Raw genomic sequence first — 18,375 nt, forward strand, 5'->3', positions numbered from 1 at the left:
CGCCTGTCAAAGACTGATAAACGCCAGCATGCGCTGGAGCATTTCATTGCACGCCTGCAACTGATCGAGGCTGACAAACTCATCGGGCTTGTGACCCTGATCCATGCTGCCTGGACCGCAGACCACCGTGGGAATGCCTACTGCATCAAACAACCCGCCTTCAGTGCCGAAGGCCACGGTGCCGAAATCCGTTGAACCGCAGAACGCAGAGATCAACTCGGCGGCCTGGCTTTGCGCATCGGTGGCCAGTCCCGGATACGCCGACAAGGCGCTGAAGCGAATATCACTCTGCGCACTGACCGCGCGCATGCGTGGCAGCACTTCGCGTTCGGCGTAGGCTTGCAGCGCTTCGGCGACGAGGGCCGGATCCTGCGAGGGAAGGGCGCGGATCTCGAAATCGAAACGGCAATCGGCCGGCACGATGTTCAAGGCCTTGCCGCCGCTGATCACACCGGTCTGCACCGTGCTGTAGGGCGGGTCGAAGCGCGCGTCGTGATGCTCCGGCGCTTTCAGTTGCTGGCCGAGGCGACCCAGTTCGCCGATCAGTTCGGCGGCGTATTCAATCGCGTTGACCCCGAGCGGCGCGTACGCCGAATGGCACGGATGGCCCTGCACATCGCAGCGCATCGCCAGTTTGCCCTTGTGGCCGAGCACCGGTTTCAGTTCGGTCGGTTCGCCGATGATGCACAGCAACGGTTTGATTGGGCGTTGCTGCAAAACCTTGAGCAACGAACGCACGCCGAGGCAGCCGACTTCTTCGTCATAGGACAAAGCAATGTGCACCGGCATGCGCAGCGGCGTTTTAACCAGTGACGGCACCAGGGCGAGCACACAGGCGATGTAGCCCTTCATGTCCGCCGTGCCACGGCCGAACACTTTGCCGTCGCGCTCGGTCAGTTCGAACGGCGGCAGCGTCCACGGCTGGCCATCGACCGGCACCACATCGGTGTGCCCGGACAGCACAATGCCCGGTTGATCCACCGGGCCGATCGTGCCGAACAGGTTGGCTTTGCTGCGCTCATCGTTGTAGATCAGTGCGCACGGCACGTCGAAACCTTCGAGGTAATCGCGGACGAATTCGATCAGCTGCAAGTTGGATTCACGGCTGGTGGTATCGAAACCCACCAACGTCTTGAGCAACTCGACGCTGTTCATCGGTCATCACCGGCCACGCCATAACCCGGTGCCTTGGCCGGATCGAGGGCGCGGTCGATGTAGTCCTGAAGCTGCGGCGCATAGGCATCCCAGAGAGTTTGCAACTCGCCGATCGGGTCTTCATCAGCCCAATCCACGCGCAGATTGACGATCGGCCAGGTCTGTTCACCGACCACCACGACAGCGGCCGAATGCACCGGGCCGGCTTCACCACCGAGGGCTTGCGCGGCGTGCAGGGCCTTGAGCAGACGATCAGCGAGTTGCCCTTCGCCATCCTCGAAGGCGCTGACCATGGCTTCGATCACCGAACGCCCGGCGAGCATGTTGCCGGCGGCGACGCATTGTTCGCCGGTGACGGCATTGTGCACGCCGAGGGTTTGCGCACCGCTGAAATGTGCAGTCTGGCCGAGGTGGTTGATCGCGGTGATCTGGCGGTACTGGCTGTAGCCGTTGCGCGTGAGGACTTTATCCAGCGCATCGTCCGGCGCCAGACCTTGCTCCATCAGCGCGAGGACTTCCGGGCCGAGAGACGGCAGGGTGATGTTCTGGCTCGACACCGCGCCAACACCCGGCAGCAGCCACGGGCAACGGGCGCCGACGGCGATGCTGGAGGAACTGATGGCGACACCGAACTGGCCGGTTTCGGCGCAGCGGGCTGCGATTGAAAAGGTCATCTATTGAACTCCTTGTGTGTCTGGACTGGCCTCTTCGCGAGCAGGCTCACTCCCACATTGAAATACATTCCCCTGTGGGAGCGAGCTTGCCCGCGAAGGCCGCGACTCGGTGTGATGCCTTACTCAGGAATCACCGCAATCACATCAATCTCCATCAGCCACTGCGGCTGCCCCAGTGCCGACACCACCAACCCAGTTGAAATTGGGAACACACCCTTGAGCCACTTGCCGACTTCGCCATACACCGCCTCGCGATAACGCGGATCGATCAGGTAAGTGGTGGTTTTGACGATATGGCTCATGTCGCTGCCAGCCTCTTCGAGCAATTGCTTGACGTTGCGCATGGCCTGTTCAGCCTGCGCGCGCGGATCTCCAAGGCCGACCAGATTGCCGTCGAAATCCGTGCCGACCTGGCCGCGCACATACACCGTGTTGCCGGCGCGCACGGCCTGGCACAGGTCATTGTCCAGCGTCTGGTTCGGGTAGGTGTCCTTGGTGTTGAACATGCGAATGCGAGTGTGGGTGGGCTGGCTCATGGAAAGCTCCTGAAGAAGGTATGCCCGACGCAATCGGCGCCGGGGCGTAAAGGGCTGTCAAGCGTCGACGGTGTCGGCGGCTTTGCTGTGGCTGTTCTGGTGCAACTCGGCCTCGCGCTGTTCGGCATCGCGGTAGTCGAGGTACTTGCGCTGGGTGGCGATGTGGTCGGCGACATGTTTGGCGTCGTGCCAAACGCCCCAGATAAATGACGAGCCACGGCGCGACTGCCACGGCAGACCGAGGAAATACACCCCCGGCTCACTCGACACGCCGCGCTGATGCACAGGCTTGCCCTTGTCATCGAACGCTGCGACCTGCAACCACGAGTAATCCACGGCAAACCCGGTGGCCCAGATGATCGCGGTGACGCCAGCCTTGGCCAGATCCAGATCGACTAGCGGATTTTTCACGCACTCAGGGTCGGGATAGGTTTCGCGCGCTTCTGGTTCTTCCGGCAGATCGAGGCCGTTGCGCTCAATGTAGGCATCGGCGGCATCGAGCAGCGCCAGATAATTCTCGTCGCCGCGAGTGAGGTTGCCGACCAGGTCCTGCTTGAAAGTCACCACGCCGTTATTGAACGATTCGGTGACGCCGACCAGGGTCATGCCGCGATGGGCCAGACCACGGAAATCGATGGTGCGACCGCCATGGGCGCCGCTGACTGCGATGGTCACGTGCTCACGACCGGGTTTCATCGCCGCTTGGTCCCACTCGCCGAGCACGCCCAGCCACCAGCAGAAATCGCGGTTGCGATAAGCGCGAGGCGGGCGGTCATGGGCGCCGACCGACAGGTAAACCTGTTTGCCGGAACGTTGCAGCTCATCGGCGATCTGCACGCCGGAAGAACCGGCACCGACCACCAGCACTGCGCCTGCCGGCAGTTGCTGCGGGTTGCGATAGTCAGCGGAGTGGATCTGCAACAGACGTTGGTCTTGCGGGGCAATCGCCGGGATCACCGGTTTCTGAAATGGTCCGGTCGCGGCGACTACGCGGCTGGCTTCGATCACGCCTTCGGAGGTCTCGACAGTGAAACCCGGGCGGCCGACATTGCGCACCACGCTTTTCACCTCAACGCCGGTACGGACCGGTGCATTGAATTTCTTTGCGTAGGCTTCGAAGTAGTCAGCTACACGTTCTTTCGGGGCGAAACCGTCGGGATCGACGTCATCGAATTCCAGGCCGGGAAAGCGGTCGTGCCACGCCGGGCCGTTGGCCACCAGCGAGTCCCAGCGCCCGCTGCGCCAGCGTTCGGCAATGCGATTGCGCTCCAGCACGAGGTGCGGCACACCGAGTTTGCTTAGGTGCTCGCTCATGGCGACGCCTGCCTGGCCGGCACCCACGATCAGCGTATCTGTTTTTATTATTTCAGGGGTCATCTCTACATCCTTCCTAGCAAGGCAGTGGGATTCGGGCCGCTGTTGGCTTGTCCGTTTGGCTTGAGGTCAGACTAGGGAGGAGGGGGATATCGGTAAAATATTATTAAGCTGGGATGTGAAGATAAAATTCTGATGCAGCGCTTGGAAACCCTTGAAACACAGGGGTTGCAGGAAATCGGCTGTGGGGTTGGAGATTAAAAAACCGTTGGCGTAACGTGCAGTGGTGAGCAGAATCTTCCCCTCACCACTGCGCCGGTTTCAACGATTCAGAAACGCCAGCAAATCCTCATTCAGGGCCTGCGCGTGCGTCACCACAAACCCATGTGGCGCACCTGCATAAACCTTCAGCTCGGCGCCCTTGATCTGCGCCGCCGCCTGCTTGCCGGTGGTTTCAAACGGCACGATCTGGTCGCCGTCGCCATGGATCACCAGTGTCGGTACATCGATCTTGGTCATGTCCGGGCGGAAGTCGGTTTCCGAAAACGCGGTGACGCAATCCACGGTGCCCTTGAGCGAGGCCAGCAGCGCAATGTTGAGTGTTTGCGCGAGCACGCCGTCAGAGACTTTCTGGCCTTGATTGGTGCCATAGAACGGTGCGGCGAAATCGGCGATGAACTGCGCACGATCCTTCAACAAGCCAGCCTTGATGCCGTCGAACACCGAGGTGTCGACACCTTGCGGGAAATCGGCTTTCTTGCCGAACAACGGGGTCACCGCGCCCAGCAATACCACACCGGCAACGCGTTCGCTGCCATGACGAGCGATGTAACGGCTGACATCGCCGCCACCCATGGAAAAGCCCACCAGCGTCACCTCGCGCAGGTCCAGATGGTTGATCAGTTGCGCGATGTCATCGGCGAAAGTGTCGTAGTCATACCCAGTCCACGGCTGGTCGGAACGCCCGAAACCACGGCGATCGAAGGCAATGGTGCGATAGCCACGGCTGCTCAGGTATTCCATCTGGTATTCCCACATGTCGGCATCCAGCGGCCAGCCATGGCTGAACAGCACGGGTTTACCGCTGCCCCAATCCTTGTAGTAGATCTCGGTACCGTCTTGCGTGGTGAAAGTGCTCATGGAAACTCCTGCGTCAGGGATCGCGCGTGATGCCGAAATGGCGACATTCACTATCAGCGCAAAGCGCTCCGGCTACTTGTACGCAGGTGCTGGTTTTGCGCCGGTTCAGCCATGGATCCGCTCCAGAGTTGTATGATGCAACCCAAAGCCGCACGGTCGGCCACTGATACGAGGGAGTACGTCTAAGTGAAACGCAAAAGTTTGCAGGGCAACGCCTGCCCCGTTGCCCGCACGCTGGACCTGATTGGTGACTGGTGGTCGTTGCTGATCATCCGTGACGCGCTGGACGGGATTCGCCGCTTCAATGATTTTCAGAAAAGTCTGGATATCGCCAAGAACATGCTCAGCGCACGCCTCAAAGGTCTGGTGGAGCAGGGAATCCTGCAAGCGCTGCCAGCGGCCGATGGCGGCGCTTATAAGGAGTACGTGCTGACCGAGCGCGGCAAAGCCCTGCAGACCGTGATCGTCGCGCTGTCGCAATGGGGCGGCGAGTTCATGTACGCGCCGGGTGAGCCGGGTTCGGTGATGGTCGATGCGAAGGACCGTCAGCCGATTCGCAAGCTGGCATTGACGGCGGCTGATGGTCGCGTGCTGGCCCCGGAAGACGTCGCGACACGACTTGGCGTTGAACACTGAGGGGCGGCGCTGCTTGAGCTGAGGGGCCCGCTGTCGTCAGCTCAATGAGCCAGGGTCTGGCCAGCGAATCCATTTGTACATTCCTCGTTACAAACCCGACAAGAGGTCGAAACGATTGTTTGACGTCAAAATGATGGCCATCTAATATCGCGCCACTATTTTGATGTCACTTTCGTATCGAGGGATCGAACATGTCCTCACCCGCCCTCGTGGCGAGGTTGTGCGTAGCGTTGCTGTGCCTGTCTCCACTCCAGATTGCCATTGCGGCCCCTACACCCGGCGACACCGACCTTATCCGTGACCGCCAGAACCGCCTGCTCGAAGAGCAGCAGCGGCGCCTTGAAGAACTCAAGGATCTGCCCGGCAAAGATGCCAGGCCTGCGCAACCGGCAGCCCCCACCGATACTCGCTGTTTCCCGATCAAAGACATCGAGCTCAAGGGCGCCGACAGCCTTTCCGAGCGCGACAAGACTCGCCTGCTCAAACCCTACATCGGCGAATGCCTGGGCGTGCCGCAGCTCAACGAGCTGCTAAAGGTCATCACCGATCACTACATCGAGAAAGGACTGGTCACCAGCCGCGCCTACCTGCCGCAGCAAGATCTGTCCACTGGGCACCTGCAAGTGCTGGTGGTCGAAGGCAAACTGGAAGGCATGAAGGGCGCGGATAACAGCCAGCTCTCTGAGCGCGAACTGGCCATGGCCTTTCCCGGCAAAACCGGTGACCTGGTCAACCTGCGCGAGATCGAGCAAATGGTCGATCAGCTCAACCGCCTGCCTTCGAACCAGGCAAAAATGGAACTGGCGCCCGGCCAGAACGTCGGTGGCAGCGAGGTGCTGGTCACCAACACGCCGCAAAAACCATGGCGTGCCGGCCTGTCACGCAGTAACGACGGCCAGCGCAGCACCGGCGAGCAGCAGTGGGGCACCACGTTTGACTGGGACAGCCCGCTCGGCCTGGCCGATCAGTTGAGCCTGCGCGGCGGTCACGATGCAATGACCGACCACCAGCACACCTCCAACAACGCCATGCTCAATTACAACCTGCCGTGGGGCTGGTGGAATTTCACCTACACCTACAGCCAGAGCGAGTACCGCTCGCAAATCGCCGCCAATGGCTACAACTTCAAACAGACCGGCGACAGCGAAAACCATCAGTTGCGCGCCGAGCGGGTGGTCCATCGTGATGCCGTCAGCAAGACGTCCCTCAGCGCCGGCCTGTCGTACCTGCGCACCAATAACTTCATCGAAGACAGCAAACTCAAGCTGAGCAGCAACCGCATCAGCGAAGCGCAGTTCGGCTTCAACCACGGTCGCCGCGTCGGCAGTGCCTTCGTCAACTTTGACGCCGGCATGCAAGAGGGCATCGGTGCCTTCGATGCGCAGGGCAGTCACGATCCCGGCCCCGGCGAGCCTAATGCACGCTACCGCAAATACACCGCGACCCTGAGCTACCTGCAACCGTTCAAGGTCTGGGGCGAATCCTTCAGTTTCAGCAGCCTGATGACCGGCCAGCACAGCGAAGACGTGTTGTTCAGCCCGCAACGCACCAGCCTTGGCGGCTCGTCGTCGATTCGTGGCTACAAGGATCAGTCGCTGTCCGGCGACAGCGGTGGTTACTGGCGCAATGACCTGCGCTGGAGTCGTCCGGTAACTGTCGAGTGGCTGCAACCGGTGTTCTCCGAATACGGCACCAGCCTCGGTTACGACCAGGGTGTGATCCAGAACGGTCGCTACAACGGCGATCAGCACGGGCGTATGTCGAGCAACTCGCTGGACCTGTTCGCCCGTGGCCAGCACGTCGCCGCCAGTGTGACCTTTGCCCATTCCCTGGAACGGCCGGACGCGCTGACCGAGCGCGAAGCGCCGATCTATTTCCGCCTCGACTTTTTTATCTAAAAACAACTTTTCGAGACCATCGACATGGATGTTCGTCAGTTCGCCTTCCTTGCAGAACAACCGTCTGCGGCCGTGAAAACACGTGAGTCCTTCTTGGGCATGCCCAAACGCGGGTTGGCGTTCCTGTTGGCGAACGTCATGTTCTGGCAACCGATGTGGGCGCAGGCCGACGGCATCGTGGTGGCCAACCCGAATACCTCGCTGGATCGCGCCGGCAATGGCGTGCCGATCATCAATATCGCCACGCCCAATGCCAGCGGGCTGTCGCATAACCAGTTCCACGACTACAACGTCGGCGCGCAGGGGCTGATCCTCAACAACGGCTCGACCCAGAACACGATCACGCAGCTGGGCGGGCACATCATCGACAACCCGAACCTGAAAAACAGCGGTTCGGCGCAGGCGATTCTCAACGAAGTCATCAGCGGCAACCCGAGCCAGTTACGCGGTTACACCGAAGTGGCGGGGCAGTCGGCGCGGGTGATCGTCGCCAACCCTTACGGCATTACCTGCAACGGGTGCGGTTTCATCAACTCTCCGCGTGTGACCTTGACCACCGGCAAACCAGTGCTCGATAACGGCCGACTGGATCGCTTTCAGGTCGATCAGGGTTCGGTGGCCATCGAGGGCGCGGGCCTTAACGCGACCAATGTCGACCGTTTCGAAATCATCACTCGCAGCGCGAAGATCAACGCGCAACTTCAGGCGCAAAACCTGACGATCGTCGCCGGTCGCAACGACGTCAACGCACAAACCCTTAACGCCACCGCGCGCGCCGACGACGGCAGCAGCAAACCGCAACTGGCCATCGACTCTTCGGCCCTCGGCGGCATGTATGCCGGCGCGATCAAACTGGTCGGCACCGAGGCCGGGGTCGGGGTGAAACTCGACGGCAAACTGATTGCCAGCGGCGGCGATATTCAGCTCGACGCCAATGGCCAGTTGAGCCTCGCAGAAACCTCGGCCACTGGCGCCGTCAACGTCAAGGCTGCCAGCCTCGATACCCAAAGCGCGATCTATGCAGGCACCGCGCTCAATGTGCAGACTCAAGGCAACCTGACCAACCGCCAGACCCTCGCCGCCCGCGACAGCATTAACCTCAGCGCCGGCGGGCAACTGACCAACGCCGGCACCATTGAAGCTGGCGTCAATGCCGACGGCAGCCGCAATGCCAGCGGCGATCTGAGCCTGACCGCGCAGCATCTGGACAACACCGGCAAGAGCTTGCTCGGCAGCCGTAATCTGACGGTCAACGCCGCCATCCTGAACAATCAGAACGGTACGCTCAGTGCAAAAAACATCGCCCTCACCGGTGGGTCTCTGGACAACCGCAGCGGTCAGATTCTTGGCGATCTGGGCCTGAACATCGATCTCAGCGCGGCGCTGGACAACCGTGATGGCGTGCTCGGTTCCGGGCGGGCGGTAGACCTCAAAGCCGCCAGTGTCGATAACCGCGATGTCGGCTCGGTGGTCAGCGATGGTGGTCTGACGCTGCGCGTCAGTGGCTTGCTCGACAATCGCAACAAGGGCGAGATCACCGCCAAAGGCGCGACGACCCTGACCGGCCAAAGGCTGGACAACAGCGGCGGCAATTTCAGCAGTCTCAATGGCTTGGTGATTACGCTTGATGATGCGCTGACCAATGCTGGCGGCGTCATCAGCAGTGAAGGTACGCTGACCCTCAACGCCGGGCGTATCGATAACAGCACCGGCAACCTGAGCAGTGCCGGCAAGCTCACGATCACCAGCGCGGGAGTATTGCTGAATCGGGCAGGTTCGATCAGCACCGATAGCCTATTGGCCGTCAACAGTGCAAGCCTGGACAACAGTCAAAAAGGCCTGATCATCAGTAAACAAAACAGCCGGATTGATACTGGCCTGTTCAACAACAGCAATGGTCAACTCCTCGGACAACAAGGCTTGACGCTACGCATGGCGCAAGCATTGAACAACGTCAAAGGTGTGATTTCCGGCGCCTCTGTGGACAGCCACAGCGCCAGTCTCGATAACCACGAAGGCCTGATCAGCAGTCGCGGCGTGTTGCTGTTGACCACCGACAAGACGTTGGATAATCAGTCGGGCACGGTGATTGCCGACGGTCAGCTCTCGCTTACGGCGGGTATTCTGGACAACCGTGGCGGCAACGTCGCCGGCAAATCGGACGTCAGCGTGCTGGCAGAGCACGCCGACAACCAGAACGGAAAGTTGATCGCCACCGGTGTGCTCAAACTCAACGCCGGTCAACTTGATAATCGTCAAAACGGTCTGTTGGGTTCAACCAAAGCCATGACCCTGACCGTGGGTGAAATGGATAACCGTGGCGGCGAAATCAGCACCAACAGCGATCTGCTGCTCACCGGTAAAAAACTCGACAACAGCGATGGCGGCAAGCTGTTCTCCGGCAAGGCGCTGAAGCTGACCATCGATGAAGTGCTCAACCGCAACAAAGGCCTGATCGATGCGGGCACGCTCTTGACTGTGCAAGCGCGTACTCTGGCCAACAACGGCGGTGAATTGCGCAGTCAGCAAACCATGCACCTGACCGCCGACGACGCCTTCGATAACACTCAGGGCAAGGTCAGCAGTGAATCGACGTTGACGGTCGACACTGCACAGATGAACAACGTCCAGGGCAGTCTTTCCAGTGCCGCCGATTTGAAACTGGTCAGCCGTCGTGGCATCGATAACCAGGGCGGCAAGGTTGTTACTGATGGTGCACTCGTCATTGAAAGCGGCAGCCTCGACAACCGTCAGCAGGGCACGCTCAGCGGTAAAGGTGCAGTCACCGTTACCACCGGCGCATTCGATAACAGCAATGGCCTGCTCAGCAGTGCCGACACCCTGAACCTCATCGCCGCTCAGGTCACCAATGCCGGTAACGGCATTATCGGTAGTCAAGGCGCTCTGACAGCTTCGGTCACAGGTCTCGATCAACAGGGCGGCAAGCTGTTCAGCAACACGCGTCTTAGCCTGGATTTGAATCACGGTCAGTTGAACAACGGCGGTTTGATCAACGCCCCCGGCGCGCTGCTGCTCAAACAACTCAACGGCGTCAACAACCAGGGCGGGACGATTTCCAGCGCGGAAGCCTTCACGCTGACCGCGCAAAGTCTGGATAACGGCAACGGCAATCTTTTGAGCAATCAGGGCCTGACTCTGCGCATTGCCGCAGCACTGGATAACGTCAAGGGCATGATCGGCGCCGCTTCCATTGATGTCCGCGCGGGAAGCGTGAGCAACGGCGGTGGTGGCCTGGTCAGTCGAGGCGATCTGGAAATCACCGTCGACGGCCAACTGCGTAACGACGCCAGAGGGTTGATCAGCGCTGCACAAACGCTGCACATCGACAGTGCCGAGATCAATAACCGCAACAGTGGTTTGATCAACAGCAAAGGCAACCTGACGCTGAAGGCGACCGGTCTTGACTCCAGCAACGATGGCGAAGTCTCCGCCAACGGTGACGTTGATCTGACACTGACCTCGTTGACCCAGAACGGTGGGCGACTGCTGAGTGACAAATCGCTCACCGTGGATCTGGCCAACGGCGACCTCGACAACCAGAACGGTCTGCTCACCGCCAAAGGCCCGCTGACCCTCAAGCGCCTGCGCGATCTGAGTAACCAGAACGGCGAAGTCTCCAGCAACCTCGGTTTTGACCTCATCGCCCGAACGATAAACAACAGCGCCGGTAAAATCATCAGCGGTGAAAAGCTGCTCGTACGGGGCACCGGACTGATCAACCAGAAAGGCCTGCTGTCCGGCTGGCAAGGGCTCACGGTCAGCGGCGACAGCCTCGATAACCGCGACAGCGGCACGCTATCCAGCAAGTTCGCCGATGTCACTGTTGATCTCAAGGGGGCGCTACTCAACAGCGGCGCGGGTGCCGTGGTCGCTCAGGGCAATCTGAGCGTCAATGCTGGCAGCGTCGATAACAGCGACAAGGGCAACCTTAGCAGTGGAGCAGGGCAGACCCTGACGCTGGCCGGTGCGCTTAATAACAATCAGGGCGGCCTGATTGCCAGTGCTGCGGCGCTGGATATCGTCAGCACGGCGTTCAGCAATATCGGCGGCGTGATCAATGCAGAGCAGGTCTTCAACGCCACCGCATCGAGCCTCGACAACCGTGGTGGACAGATCGCCAGCAACGATGCAATCACCCTCAACCTGAGCGGTGAGCTGAACAACAACACCGGTAAACTCGCGGCTGCCGGCCCGCTGCTGATCAAGGGTGTAACCGATCTGAATAACCAGAACGGTCAGCTCGCCAGCCAGAAAAATCTGGACCTGCGTACCGGCTCGCTGGACAACAGCAACAAGGGCACCGTCGCCGCCAATAACCAATTACTGATCACCGCCTCGGGCGCCGTCAGCAACAATGCCGACGGCCTGATCTACAGTAAAAGTGCCGATGTGCAACTGCACGCGGCCAGGCTGCTTAACGGCAAAGGCGCGATCCAGAGCGACAGCGCGCTGACTCTGGAAATCAGCGGCGATTTCGACAACCAGAGCGGCAAAGTCATCGCCCAGAACGGTGATGTGCTGATCAAGGCAGCCAACATTGATAACCGTGGCGGTACGCTCGCCAGCATCAAGGGTGCACTGGAAGCGCGCACGGTTGGTGTTCTGCGCAATGGTTTCGACCTGAACAACAACCGTCAGGGTGGCATCATTCAGGCGCAGAGCCTGACGCTGTCGGCATTGGCGGGCCTCAACAACAACGGCGGACGGATCTCGGCGCAAGCGGCAGACAGCAGCATCACCACGGCTGCGCTGGATAACAGCGCTGGTGTGCTTTACGCGAAAGGACTGCTGGGTGTTACCGGCGCGAGCCTCGATAACAGTGGCGGACAGATCGCCGCCGAGCGCATCGACTTCGGCCTCAGCGGTGCGCTGCGCAATGGCGCGGGCGTCATCGAAAGCGACACACAACTGAGCGTCAAAGCGGGAACGCTCGATAACCAGAACGGGCGCCTGCGCTCGCTGGGCGTCACCGGCAAGACCGAATTTCAGATTGCAGGTTTGCTCGACAACCGCAATGGCGTACTGGAAACCGCTAACACTAACATGACCCTGGCGGTCGGCAGCTTCCTCAACAGCGGCGGGCAGCTCAACCACGTTGGGCGCGGCAAGTTCGATATCTCCACAGCCAATGTGCTGGGCGCGGGTGGCAGCATCGTCACCGGTGGGCTGCTGGAACTCAATGCCGATAGCTGGAACAACACCAGCGCGATTCAGGCCGGTCGCCTGAACGTGAACGTGCGCGAATTCAGCCAGAGCGCCAGCGGCAAACTGCTGGCTTCGGAGTCTTTGCAGGCTCGGGGCGGCAACTGGACCAACAACGGACTCATCGCCAGTGATGGCACCCTCGACATGCAGTTGGGCGGTGTTTATGCGGGCACCGGCCGCTTGACCAGCCTGCGTGGCAGCGAACTGACCGTCGCACAGATGAACATTGGTGCAGGCGGCAGTTTCGCTGCAGGCGCGACATCGACCCTCCGCGTCGGTGGGCAACTGCTCAACTCGGGACGCATATCATCTAGCGAAGATCTGACCGTCAACGCCGGCAGCGTTGTCAACTACGGCAGCCTGGGTGCAGCGCAGAACCTGTCCATCAACACGCCATCGTTGCTCAACGATCGCGGGCTGATTTTCAGCGGCAATGACATGACGCTTCGCGTTAATACATTGACCAACCAGAGCGGTGATTCCTACAGTCTGGGCAATGTCCTGATCGGCGGGTATGGCGGTGCGGCAAGGGCTGCCGGGGTCTACAACATTTCCGGCTCGATGGAGAGCGTGGGCGGGTTCACGCTCAATGCCGATGTGTTCGAGAACCGAACTGAAGGCCCGACGACGGTGGCTGAACGCAAGCTGATATCGGGGTATATCGCGGCAAGCTGTGGCGACTGCGTCGGAGGTACTTTCAGCAACTTCCTCACTTCCCGTGAGATTTATGAAAGTGTCGACACTGACGTCAGTGCCTCTGCCGTTCTAAACGTCGGCAAGGATTTTGTGTTCCAGGGAGGCACGTTTCTCAACAGTAAAAGCACCGTGGCAGCCGGTGGCAACGTCGATATTAACGCCGTGAGCCTGAAGAACATTGGCGCAAAAAGCGGAACTATCGAAGTCACCCGCAATTACGCCTTTGAGATGGGGGGCGGCAGCACGGAAAATTTCATGGCCGACTACGTTGCGCCTTACAACCAGCACAACAACCCCGATTTTCCGTATGTGTATTACCTCGCCCCTGATAGCACGGTGCGCAAAGCCATCGCGAAATCAGGCAGTAAAAGGGAGGGCGGGCGAGACGGAGAGACCTTTCGAGTCGTTATTCTCACAGACAGTGAAACAGGCGAAATCGTTAGTGATCGCAAGTATGGTCGGGGGCTATCGGGGCTGAAATATGGCTTTGAAACCTCGATGCCATCGCTGTACGACCCCAATAACCTGGTTGCGTTACCGAGCGAACTGGCGCCATACCAGCAAGGCGATGCCATCGAGCTACCCACTGACAGCACCGGCTCCACCGGTACAGTCACCAGTCGCAACGCGGTCATCCAGGCGGGCGGCAAAGTCTCGATCACGGCCACCCGGGAAGTCGAAAACAGCGTTATCCATGAGGACTACAGCTCCGCTGGCGGTACTAACAAAATCGCCGACACCAACGTCGGCAAGAGTGGCACCACCGTTGTCCGCATCAACAGCCAATTGCCGCCAGATCTTGCGCAGCAGCAAGTCAATCCGCTGAGCTTGCCGGGCTTCTCCCTGCCCACCGGTGAAAACGGCCTGTTTCGTTTGAGCGGGCAGGGCAGCAGCACCGCGTCGTCCGGCAACGGCCCAGCGCCGACCTGGACTGTCGGCGGTGGCGCGATCAGTGCTCAGGACCATGTGGCCGTCGCGACCACTGGCGGTCCGCGCAATCTGTTTATTGACGCGCCGGCTCAGGTCTCCGACAGCACCCGCGCAGTCGATACATTCCGTCGCACGCCGAGTGTTGGCAGCGACGCCAAAGACTCGATCGACAACCGCCCGGTGACCCGCGTCGCCGGCCTGCCGGACACCAAGGCGCCGTCCAGCGCGCACAAATACCTGATCGAAACCAACCCGGTGCTCACCGACCTCAAGTCGTTCATGAGCTCCGACTACCTGCTGGAAAAACTCGGTTATGACCCCGACCAGAGCGCCAAGCGCTTGGGCGACGGTCTCTACGAACAACGCCTGATCCAGCAAGCCGTCACCGCCCGAACCGGCCAGGCTTTCCTTGATGGCCAGACCTCCAACGAGGGCATGTTCAAATACCTGATGAACAACGCCATCGCCAGCAAAGACGCACTCAACCTGTCGGTCGGCGTCGGTCTCACCTCGCAGCAAGTCGCGGCACTGACCCACGACATCGTCTGGCTCGAAGAGCACGAAGTGAATGGTGAAAAAGTGCTGGTGCCGGTGGTGTATCTGGCGCAGGCCAATGGCCGTTTGGGCCCGACCGGGGCATTGATTGCCGGTAATGATGTGACGCTGATTGCCGGTGAGAACCTGGACAACGTCGGGACGTTGAAGGCGACGAATAATCTGTCGGCGACGGCGGGAAATAACCTGATAAATAGTGGACTGATTCAAGCTGGGAATCGGTTGGACCTTCTGGCTGGCAACGATCTTGTCAACAAGGCTGGGGGGATTATTACTGGGCGAGATGTTAGCTTGACCACTCTGGGTGGTGATGTGATCAACGAGCGAACGACCACCTCTTCTGAAATGAGTACCCGCTTTGGTACTCAGCATAAAGACTATGTTGATACCGCTGCGCGGATTGAGGCAGTTAACGACCTGAAGATCGATGCAGGTCGTGATGTGGTCAACGTCGGCGGTGTTATCAACGGCGGCCGCGATGTCACTATCGACGCGGCTCGCGATGTCAATATTGTTTCGGTTGCAGTGCAAGACACTGTCAGTGGTCACAACTATCTCAAGGAAAATATTGAGCAGGTGAGCGCAAGTATCTCAGCAGGTCGTGATCTAACCGTCAATGGTGGGCGCGATATAAATTTGGTCGCCAGCCAGCTAGAAGCTAAACGAGACGTAGAAATTTCGGCTGTTAAAAATCTAGTGATCGCTTCGGCTGCCGACGAAGAGCATTTTTACTCGAAGGGTAAAAAGACCACTCGTCAAGAAGATCATGTTCATCAGGTGGCCAGCTCAATCAGCGCTGGAGGCAATGTTGACTTAAATGCCGGTGAAGACATGACTCTTGTCTCCAGTCGGGTCGTGGCGGGAGAGGAGGCCTATCTGGTTGCGGGCGATAAGTTAGAGCTTCTTGCCGCGCAAGATAGCGATTACTCGCTATACGACAAAAAGAAAAAGGGCAGTTTCGGTTCAAAACAAACCAAACGCGATGAAGTCACTCATATTTCCAATATAGGTACCGTGATCTCTACCGGGGGAGACCTGTATCTGCAGAGCGGGGGAGATCAGCGCTACCAGGCTGCCAAACTGGACAGTGGTAAAGACCTGGTTTTGGAAAGTGATGGAGCGATAACTTTTGAGGGGGTCAAGGATCTCCATCAAGAAAGCCACGAAAAGAGCAAGAACAGCCTGACCTGGAACTCTGCTAAGGGTAAGGGCAATACCGATGAGATGCTGCGTCAGAGTGAACTGACGGCCAATGGTGATGTGGTGATCCGTGCCGTGAACGGGCTCCATATCGATATCAAGCAGATCAACAACAATACCGTCAGCCAGACCATCGATACGATGGTGCAGGCCAATCCTAATTTGGCTTGGCTGAAGGAAGCCGAGCAACGTGGGGATGTCGACTGGCGCCAGATAAAAGAAGTCCACGACTCGTTCAAATACAGCAACTCCGGCATGGGGGTCGGAGCGATGCTGGTGGTGATTATCATAGTTACCGTGTTGACCGCAGGCTCAGGCACTGCAGGCACCATTAGCGCCACTGCGGCCGAAGCAACGGCCGCGGCAGGTCCCGCTATCAGTACAGCAGTGGGGGCCGCAGCTGCCGCAGCCTACACCGCTGTGGTCACCCAAACAGTGGTTAGCGCCATCAATAACAAGGGCAACCTTGGTGATGTTCTAAAAGACGTCACTGCCAGGGAAAACTTGAAAGGCTATTTGGCAACTGGTCTCGCAGCGGGTTTCGCTGCGGGAGTGCTGGATAAGGCTTTTGGTGTTTCGGCAGAGAACGCAGGCAAAGCCACTCACGGCTTTGATCTCACTGATATGACCGACTTCACGAAATTTGCAGGTTATTCGCTGGCTGAAAAAGGTTTTGGCGCTTTTACCAATACAACATTGAATGGAGGAAGCCTTAAGGATAATTTGGCTCAGGCCAGTATCAGCGCGATTGCTGACATTCTGTCGGCGTCAATCTATAAACGGTTGGGGAGCCAGTTAGAGTTCACGGGTGTGCCGGCGAAAGTCGGTGCCCACGCGATAGTAGGCGGTTTAATCGCCGAAGCGGTGGGTGGTAGTTTTAGAACGGGGGCGCTGGCGGCCGGAGCAAACGAGGCGTTTATTGCCTCAGTCGGTGACAAGATATTCATTGGTGATCTGCATGATCAGCTGTTGGCGATGACGTCCGAGCTTATCGGAGTAGTGGTTTCTGCTGCGGCCGGCGCCTCTGAAAAGGATCAGCAAGTTGCCAGTTGGGTGACCCGGCAAGCAACAAACTTTAACAGCCTGGATCACCCCACGGCTGAGCGATTGTTGAATGAGTTGAAAGCATGCCGGGCAGGTAACAACTGCTCGGAAGCTAAAATTCGCGACGTTATCAAAAGATATGAAGAAATTTCGACTCGCCGCTCTCAATACATCAATGAGTGCGAATCGCGTACCTGCGTAGAAAACCTGAAAGCCAAGACCATCGTCATGGATGACCCGGTTGCAAAAGAGCTTCTGGGATTCTTCAGAAACTCTATTTCCTATGACATGACAGGTCTCCTTGGAGGCAATCCGGGCATGATTGCTACTCCGCCAGCAGGATATGATAGCTGGGGGGCAACGTATGTCACTGACGACCAGATCATCACTGCCAAGTATCTGAAAGAGGGCTGGCTGACAACGGAGGAAAAGGCCCGCCTGGACAAGTGGGATAAGGAAACAGACTGGCTTGATCGAGCAGTGGGGCGCACGCTGAGTGCCGCTGAAAAGGCAGTGCTTATCAGTAATATGGGCCAAACCGCATTGACTGACGGCTGGAGCAATAAAATAAGTCGTAATGAGCCAGAAATACCGCTAAAAGATTTATTGACGCGGAAGGATTTTCCGGCTGTGGCTGAACGAATCAGCCAAAAACAAAATCGACATATCGGCGGAAGGGCGGAGCATGAGGCAAGGGGCGGCGGTTATATGAGCAGTCGTGAAGATGCTCAAGCGGTACTCGATGCGTACCATGCCGGGAAAGTCGAAATTTTAGGAAAAAATGCTAGCGGATTTCCAATTGTTAAATATGAAGGTGTGACAGGCTTCAATGTTAATAAAGGCGCCGGTGTTGTTGATCAGGCTACTAACGTATTTATTATTAAAGGGACCAAAAGCCCGAGCATTGTTCCTACGAATCCTAACTGGACACAACGATGAATACTGGTACCGAATTGAAGGACTGGAATTTTCAGGTGTTGATGCTTATGCAGTCGATGCTGGGCGCTATCACTCCAAATTTCAGAATGGTCGTGCTGTCTAGAGATGAAGACGGCTGGCTAATAAAGTTTTATCTCCAAGATGATGTGGGCGAGGATGTTGAGGAGGTCGATGATATTATCTGCCAATATTCCGCCTATCAGGACTCTGGCTTTAAGTGTAAGTGGACAATTGTGATAGGTGGTGATGAACTGCCTCTTGTCGCGCAAGCTGATAGGGTTGTATATCGCCGCAAAGAAATTTTTGACTAGAGTAAAATGGGGGCAGACCACGTTTAGAAAGCACTCCGAGAACGTGGTCTTTCCCCTTTTTACGCTTTTTACGTCGTGGCGAATCGCGGACCATAGTCGTCTCTGGAGCCGGTTCGAATAA

General features: G+C 58.3%; 9 protein-coding genes. 4 read left to right on the plus strand and 5 right to left on the minus strand.

Features of this window, described 5'->3' with window-relative positions; translation table 11 throughout:
• Window positions 1-6: 6 nt before the first annotated feature.
• From argE to AB4N74_RS06565, 5 genes are all read right to left on the minus strand, one after another.
• Complete coding sequence (gene argE, locus AB4N74_RS06545; RefSeq protein WP_460098797.1) at window positions 7-1,155, minus strand: acetylornithine deacetylase; 1,149 nt, start codon at window positions 1,153-1,155, stop codon at window positions 7-9.
• Window positions 1,152-1,829 carry a DUF1028 domain-containing protein gene (locus tag AB4N74_RS06550; protein ID WP_460098800.1) on the minus strand — a complete coding sequence of 226 codons (678 nt, stop codon included), beginning with the start codon at window positions 1,827-1,829 and terminating at the stop codon, window positions 1,152-1,154. Before AB4N74_RS06550 ends, argE begins: the two co-directional genes overlap by 4 nt.
• 119 nt (window positions 1,830-1,948) lie before the next feature.
• Window positions 1,949-2,365, minus strand: coding sequence for a RidA family protein (locus tag AB4N74_RS06555; protein ID WP_007910844.1), 417 nt, complete (start codon window positions 2,363-2,365; stop codon window positions 1,949-1,951).
• Between the two features lie 57 nt (window positions 2,366-2,422).
• Window positions 2,423-3,742, minus strand: a complete 1,320-nt coding sequence (locus AB4N74_RS06560; RefSeq protein WP_116255458.1) for a flavin-containing monooxygenase — start codon at window positions 3,740-3,742, stop codon at window positions 2,423-2,425.
• Window positions 3,743-4,000: 258 nt separating this feature from the next.
• Window positions 4,001-4,819: an alpha/beta fold hydrolase gene (locus AB4N74_RS06565; protein ID WP_460098804.1), complete on the minus strand. Its 819-nt coding sequence runs from the start codon at window positions 4,817-4,819 to the stop codon at window positions 4,001-4,003.
• Window positions 4,820-5,005: 186 nt separating this feature from the next.
• Between AB4N74_RS06565 and AB4N74_RS06570 the strand changes: the two genes are divergently transcribed.
• From AB4N74_RS06570 to AB4N74_RS06585, 4 genes are all read left to right on the plus strand, one after another.
• Complete coding sequence (locus AB4N74_RS06570; RefSeq protein ID WP_095120364.1) at window positions 5,006-5,455, plus strand: winged helix-turn-helix transcriptional regulator; 450 nt, start codon at window positions 5,006-5,008, stop codon at window positions 5,453-5,455.
• Window positions 5,456-5,646: 191 nt separating this feature from the next.
• On the plus strand, window positions 5,647-7,353 hold the full coding sequence (locus tag AB4N74_RS06575) for a ShlB/FhaC/HecB family hemolysin secretion/activation protein (protein WP_460098807.1): 1,707 nt from the start codon (window positions 5,647-5,649) through the stop codon (window positions 7,351-7,353).
• 24 nt (window positions 7,354-7,377) lie between these two features.
• Window positions 7,378-17,943, plus strand: coding sequence for a two-partner secretion domain-containing protein (locus AB4N74_RS06580; RefSeq protein WP_460098810.1), 10,566 nt, complete (start codon window positions 7,378-7,380; stop codon window positions 17,941-17,943).
• Window positions 17,940-18,254, plus strand: coding sequence for a hypothetical protein (locus AB4N74_RS06585; RefSeq protein WP_110720916.1), 315 nt, complete (start codon window positions 17,940-17,942; stop codon window positions 18,252-18,254). Before AB4N74_RS06580 ends, AB4N74_RS06585 begins: the two co-directional genes overlap by 4 nt.
• The last annotated feature ends 121 nt before the right edge of the window (window positions 18,255-18,375 follow it).

The organism is Pseudomonas sp. H3_C08 (assembly GCF_054669455.1).

Bases quoted from the DNA above. Each gene is read 5' to 3' on its own strand.
- argE (WP_460098797.1), bottom strand. From the start codon at position 1,155: ATGAACAGCGTCGAGTTGCTCAAGACGTTGGTGGGTTTCGATACCACC.
- AB4N74_RS06550 (WP_460098800.1), bottom strand. From the start codon at position 1,829: ATGACCTTTTCAATCGCAGCCCGCTGCGCCGAAACCGGCCAGTTCGGT.
- AB4N74_RS06555 (WP_007910844.1), bottom strand. From the start codon at position 2,365: ATGAGCCAGCCCACCCACACTCGCATTCGCATGTTCAACACCAAGGAC.
- AB4N74_RS06560 (WP_116255458.1), bottom strand. From the start codon at position 3,742: ATGACCCCTGAAATAATAAAAACAGATACGCTGATCGTGGGTGCCGGC.
- AB4N74_RS06565 (WP_460098804.1), bottom strand. From the start codon at position 4,819: ATGAGCACTTTCACCACGCAAGACGGTACCGAGATCTACTACAAGGAT.
- AB4N74_RS06575 (WP_460098807.1), top strand. From the start codon at position 5,647: ATGTCCTCACCCGCCCTCGTGGCGAGGTTGTGCGTAGCGTTGCTGTGC.
- AB4N74_RS06580 (WP_460098810.1), top strand. From the start codon at position 7,378: ATGGATGTTCGTCAGTTCGCCTTCCTTGCAGAACAACCGTCTGCGGCC.
- AB4N74_RS06585 (WP_110720916.1), top strand. From the start codon at position 17,940: ATGAATACTGGTACCGAATTGAAGGACTGGAATTTTCAGGTGTTGATG.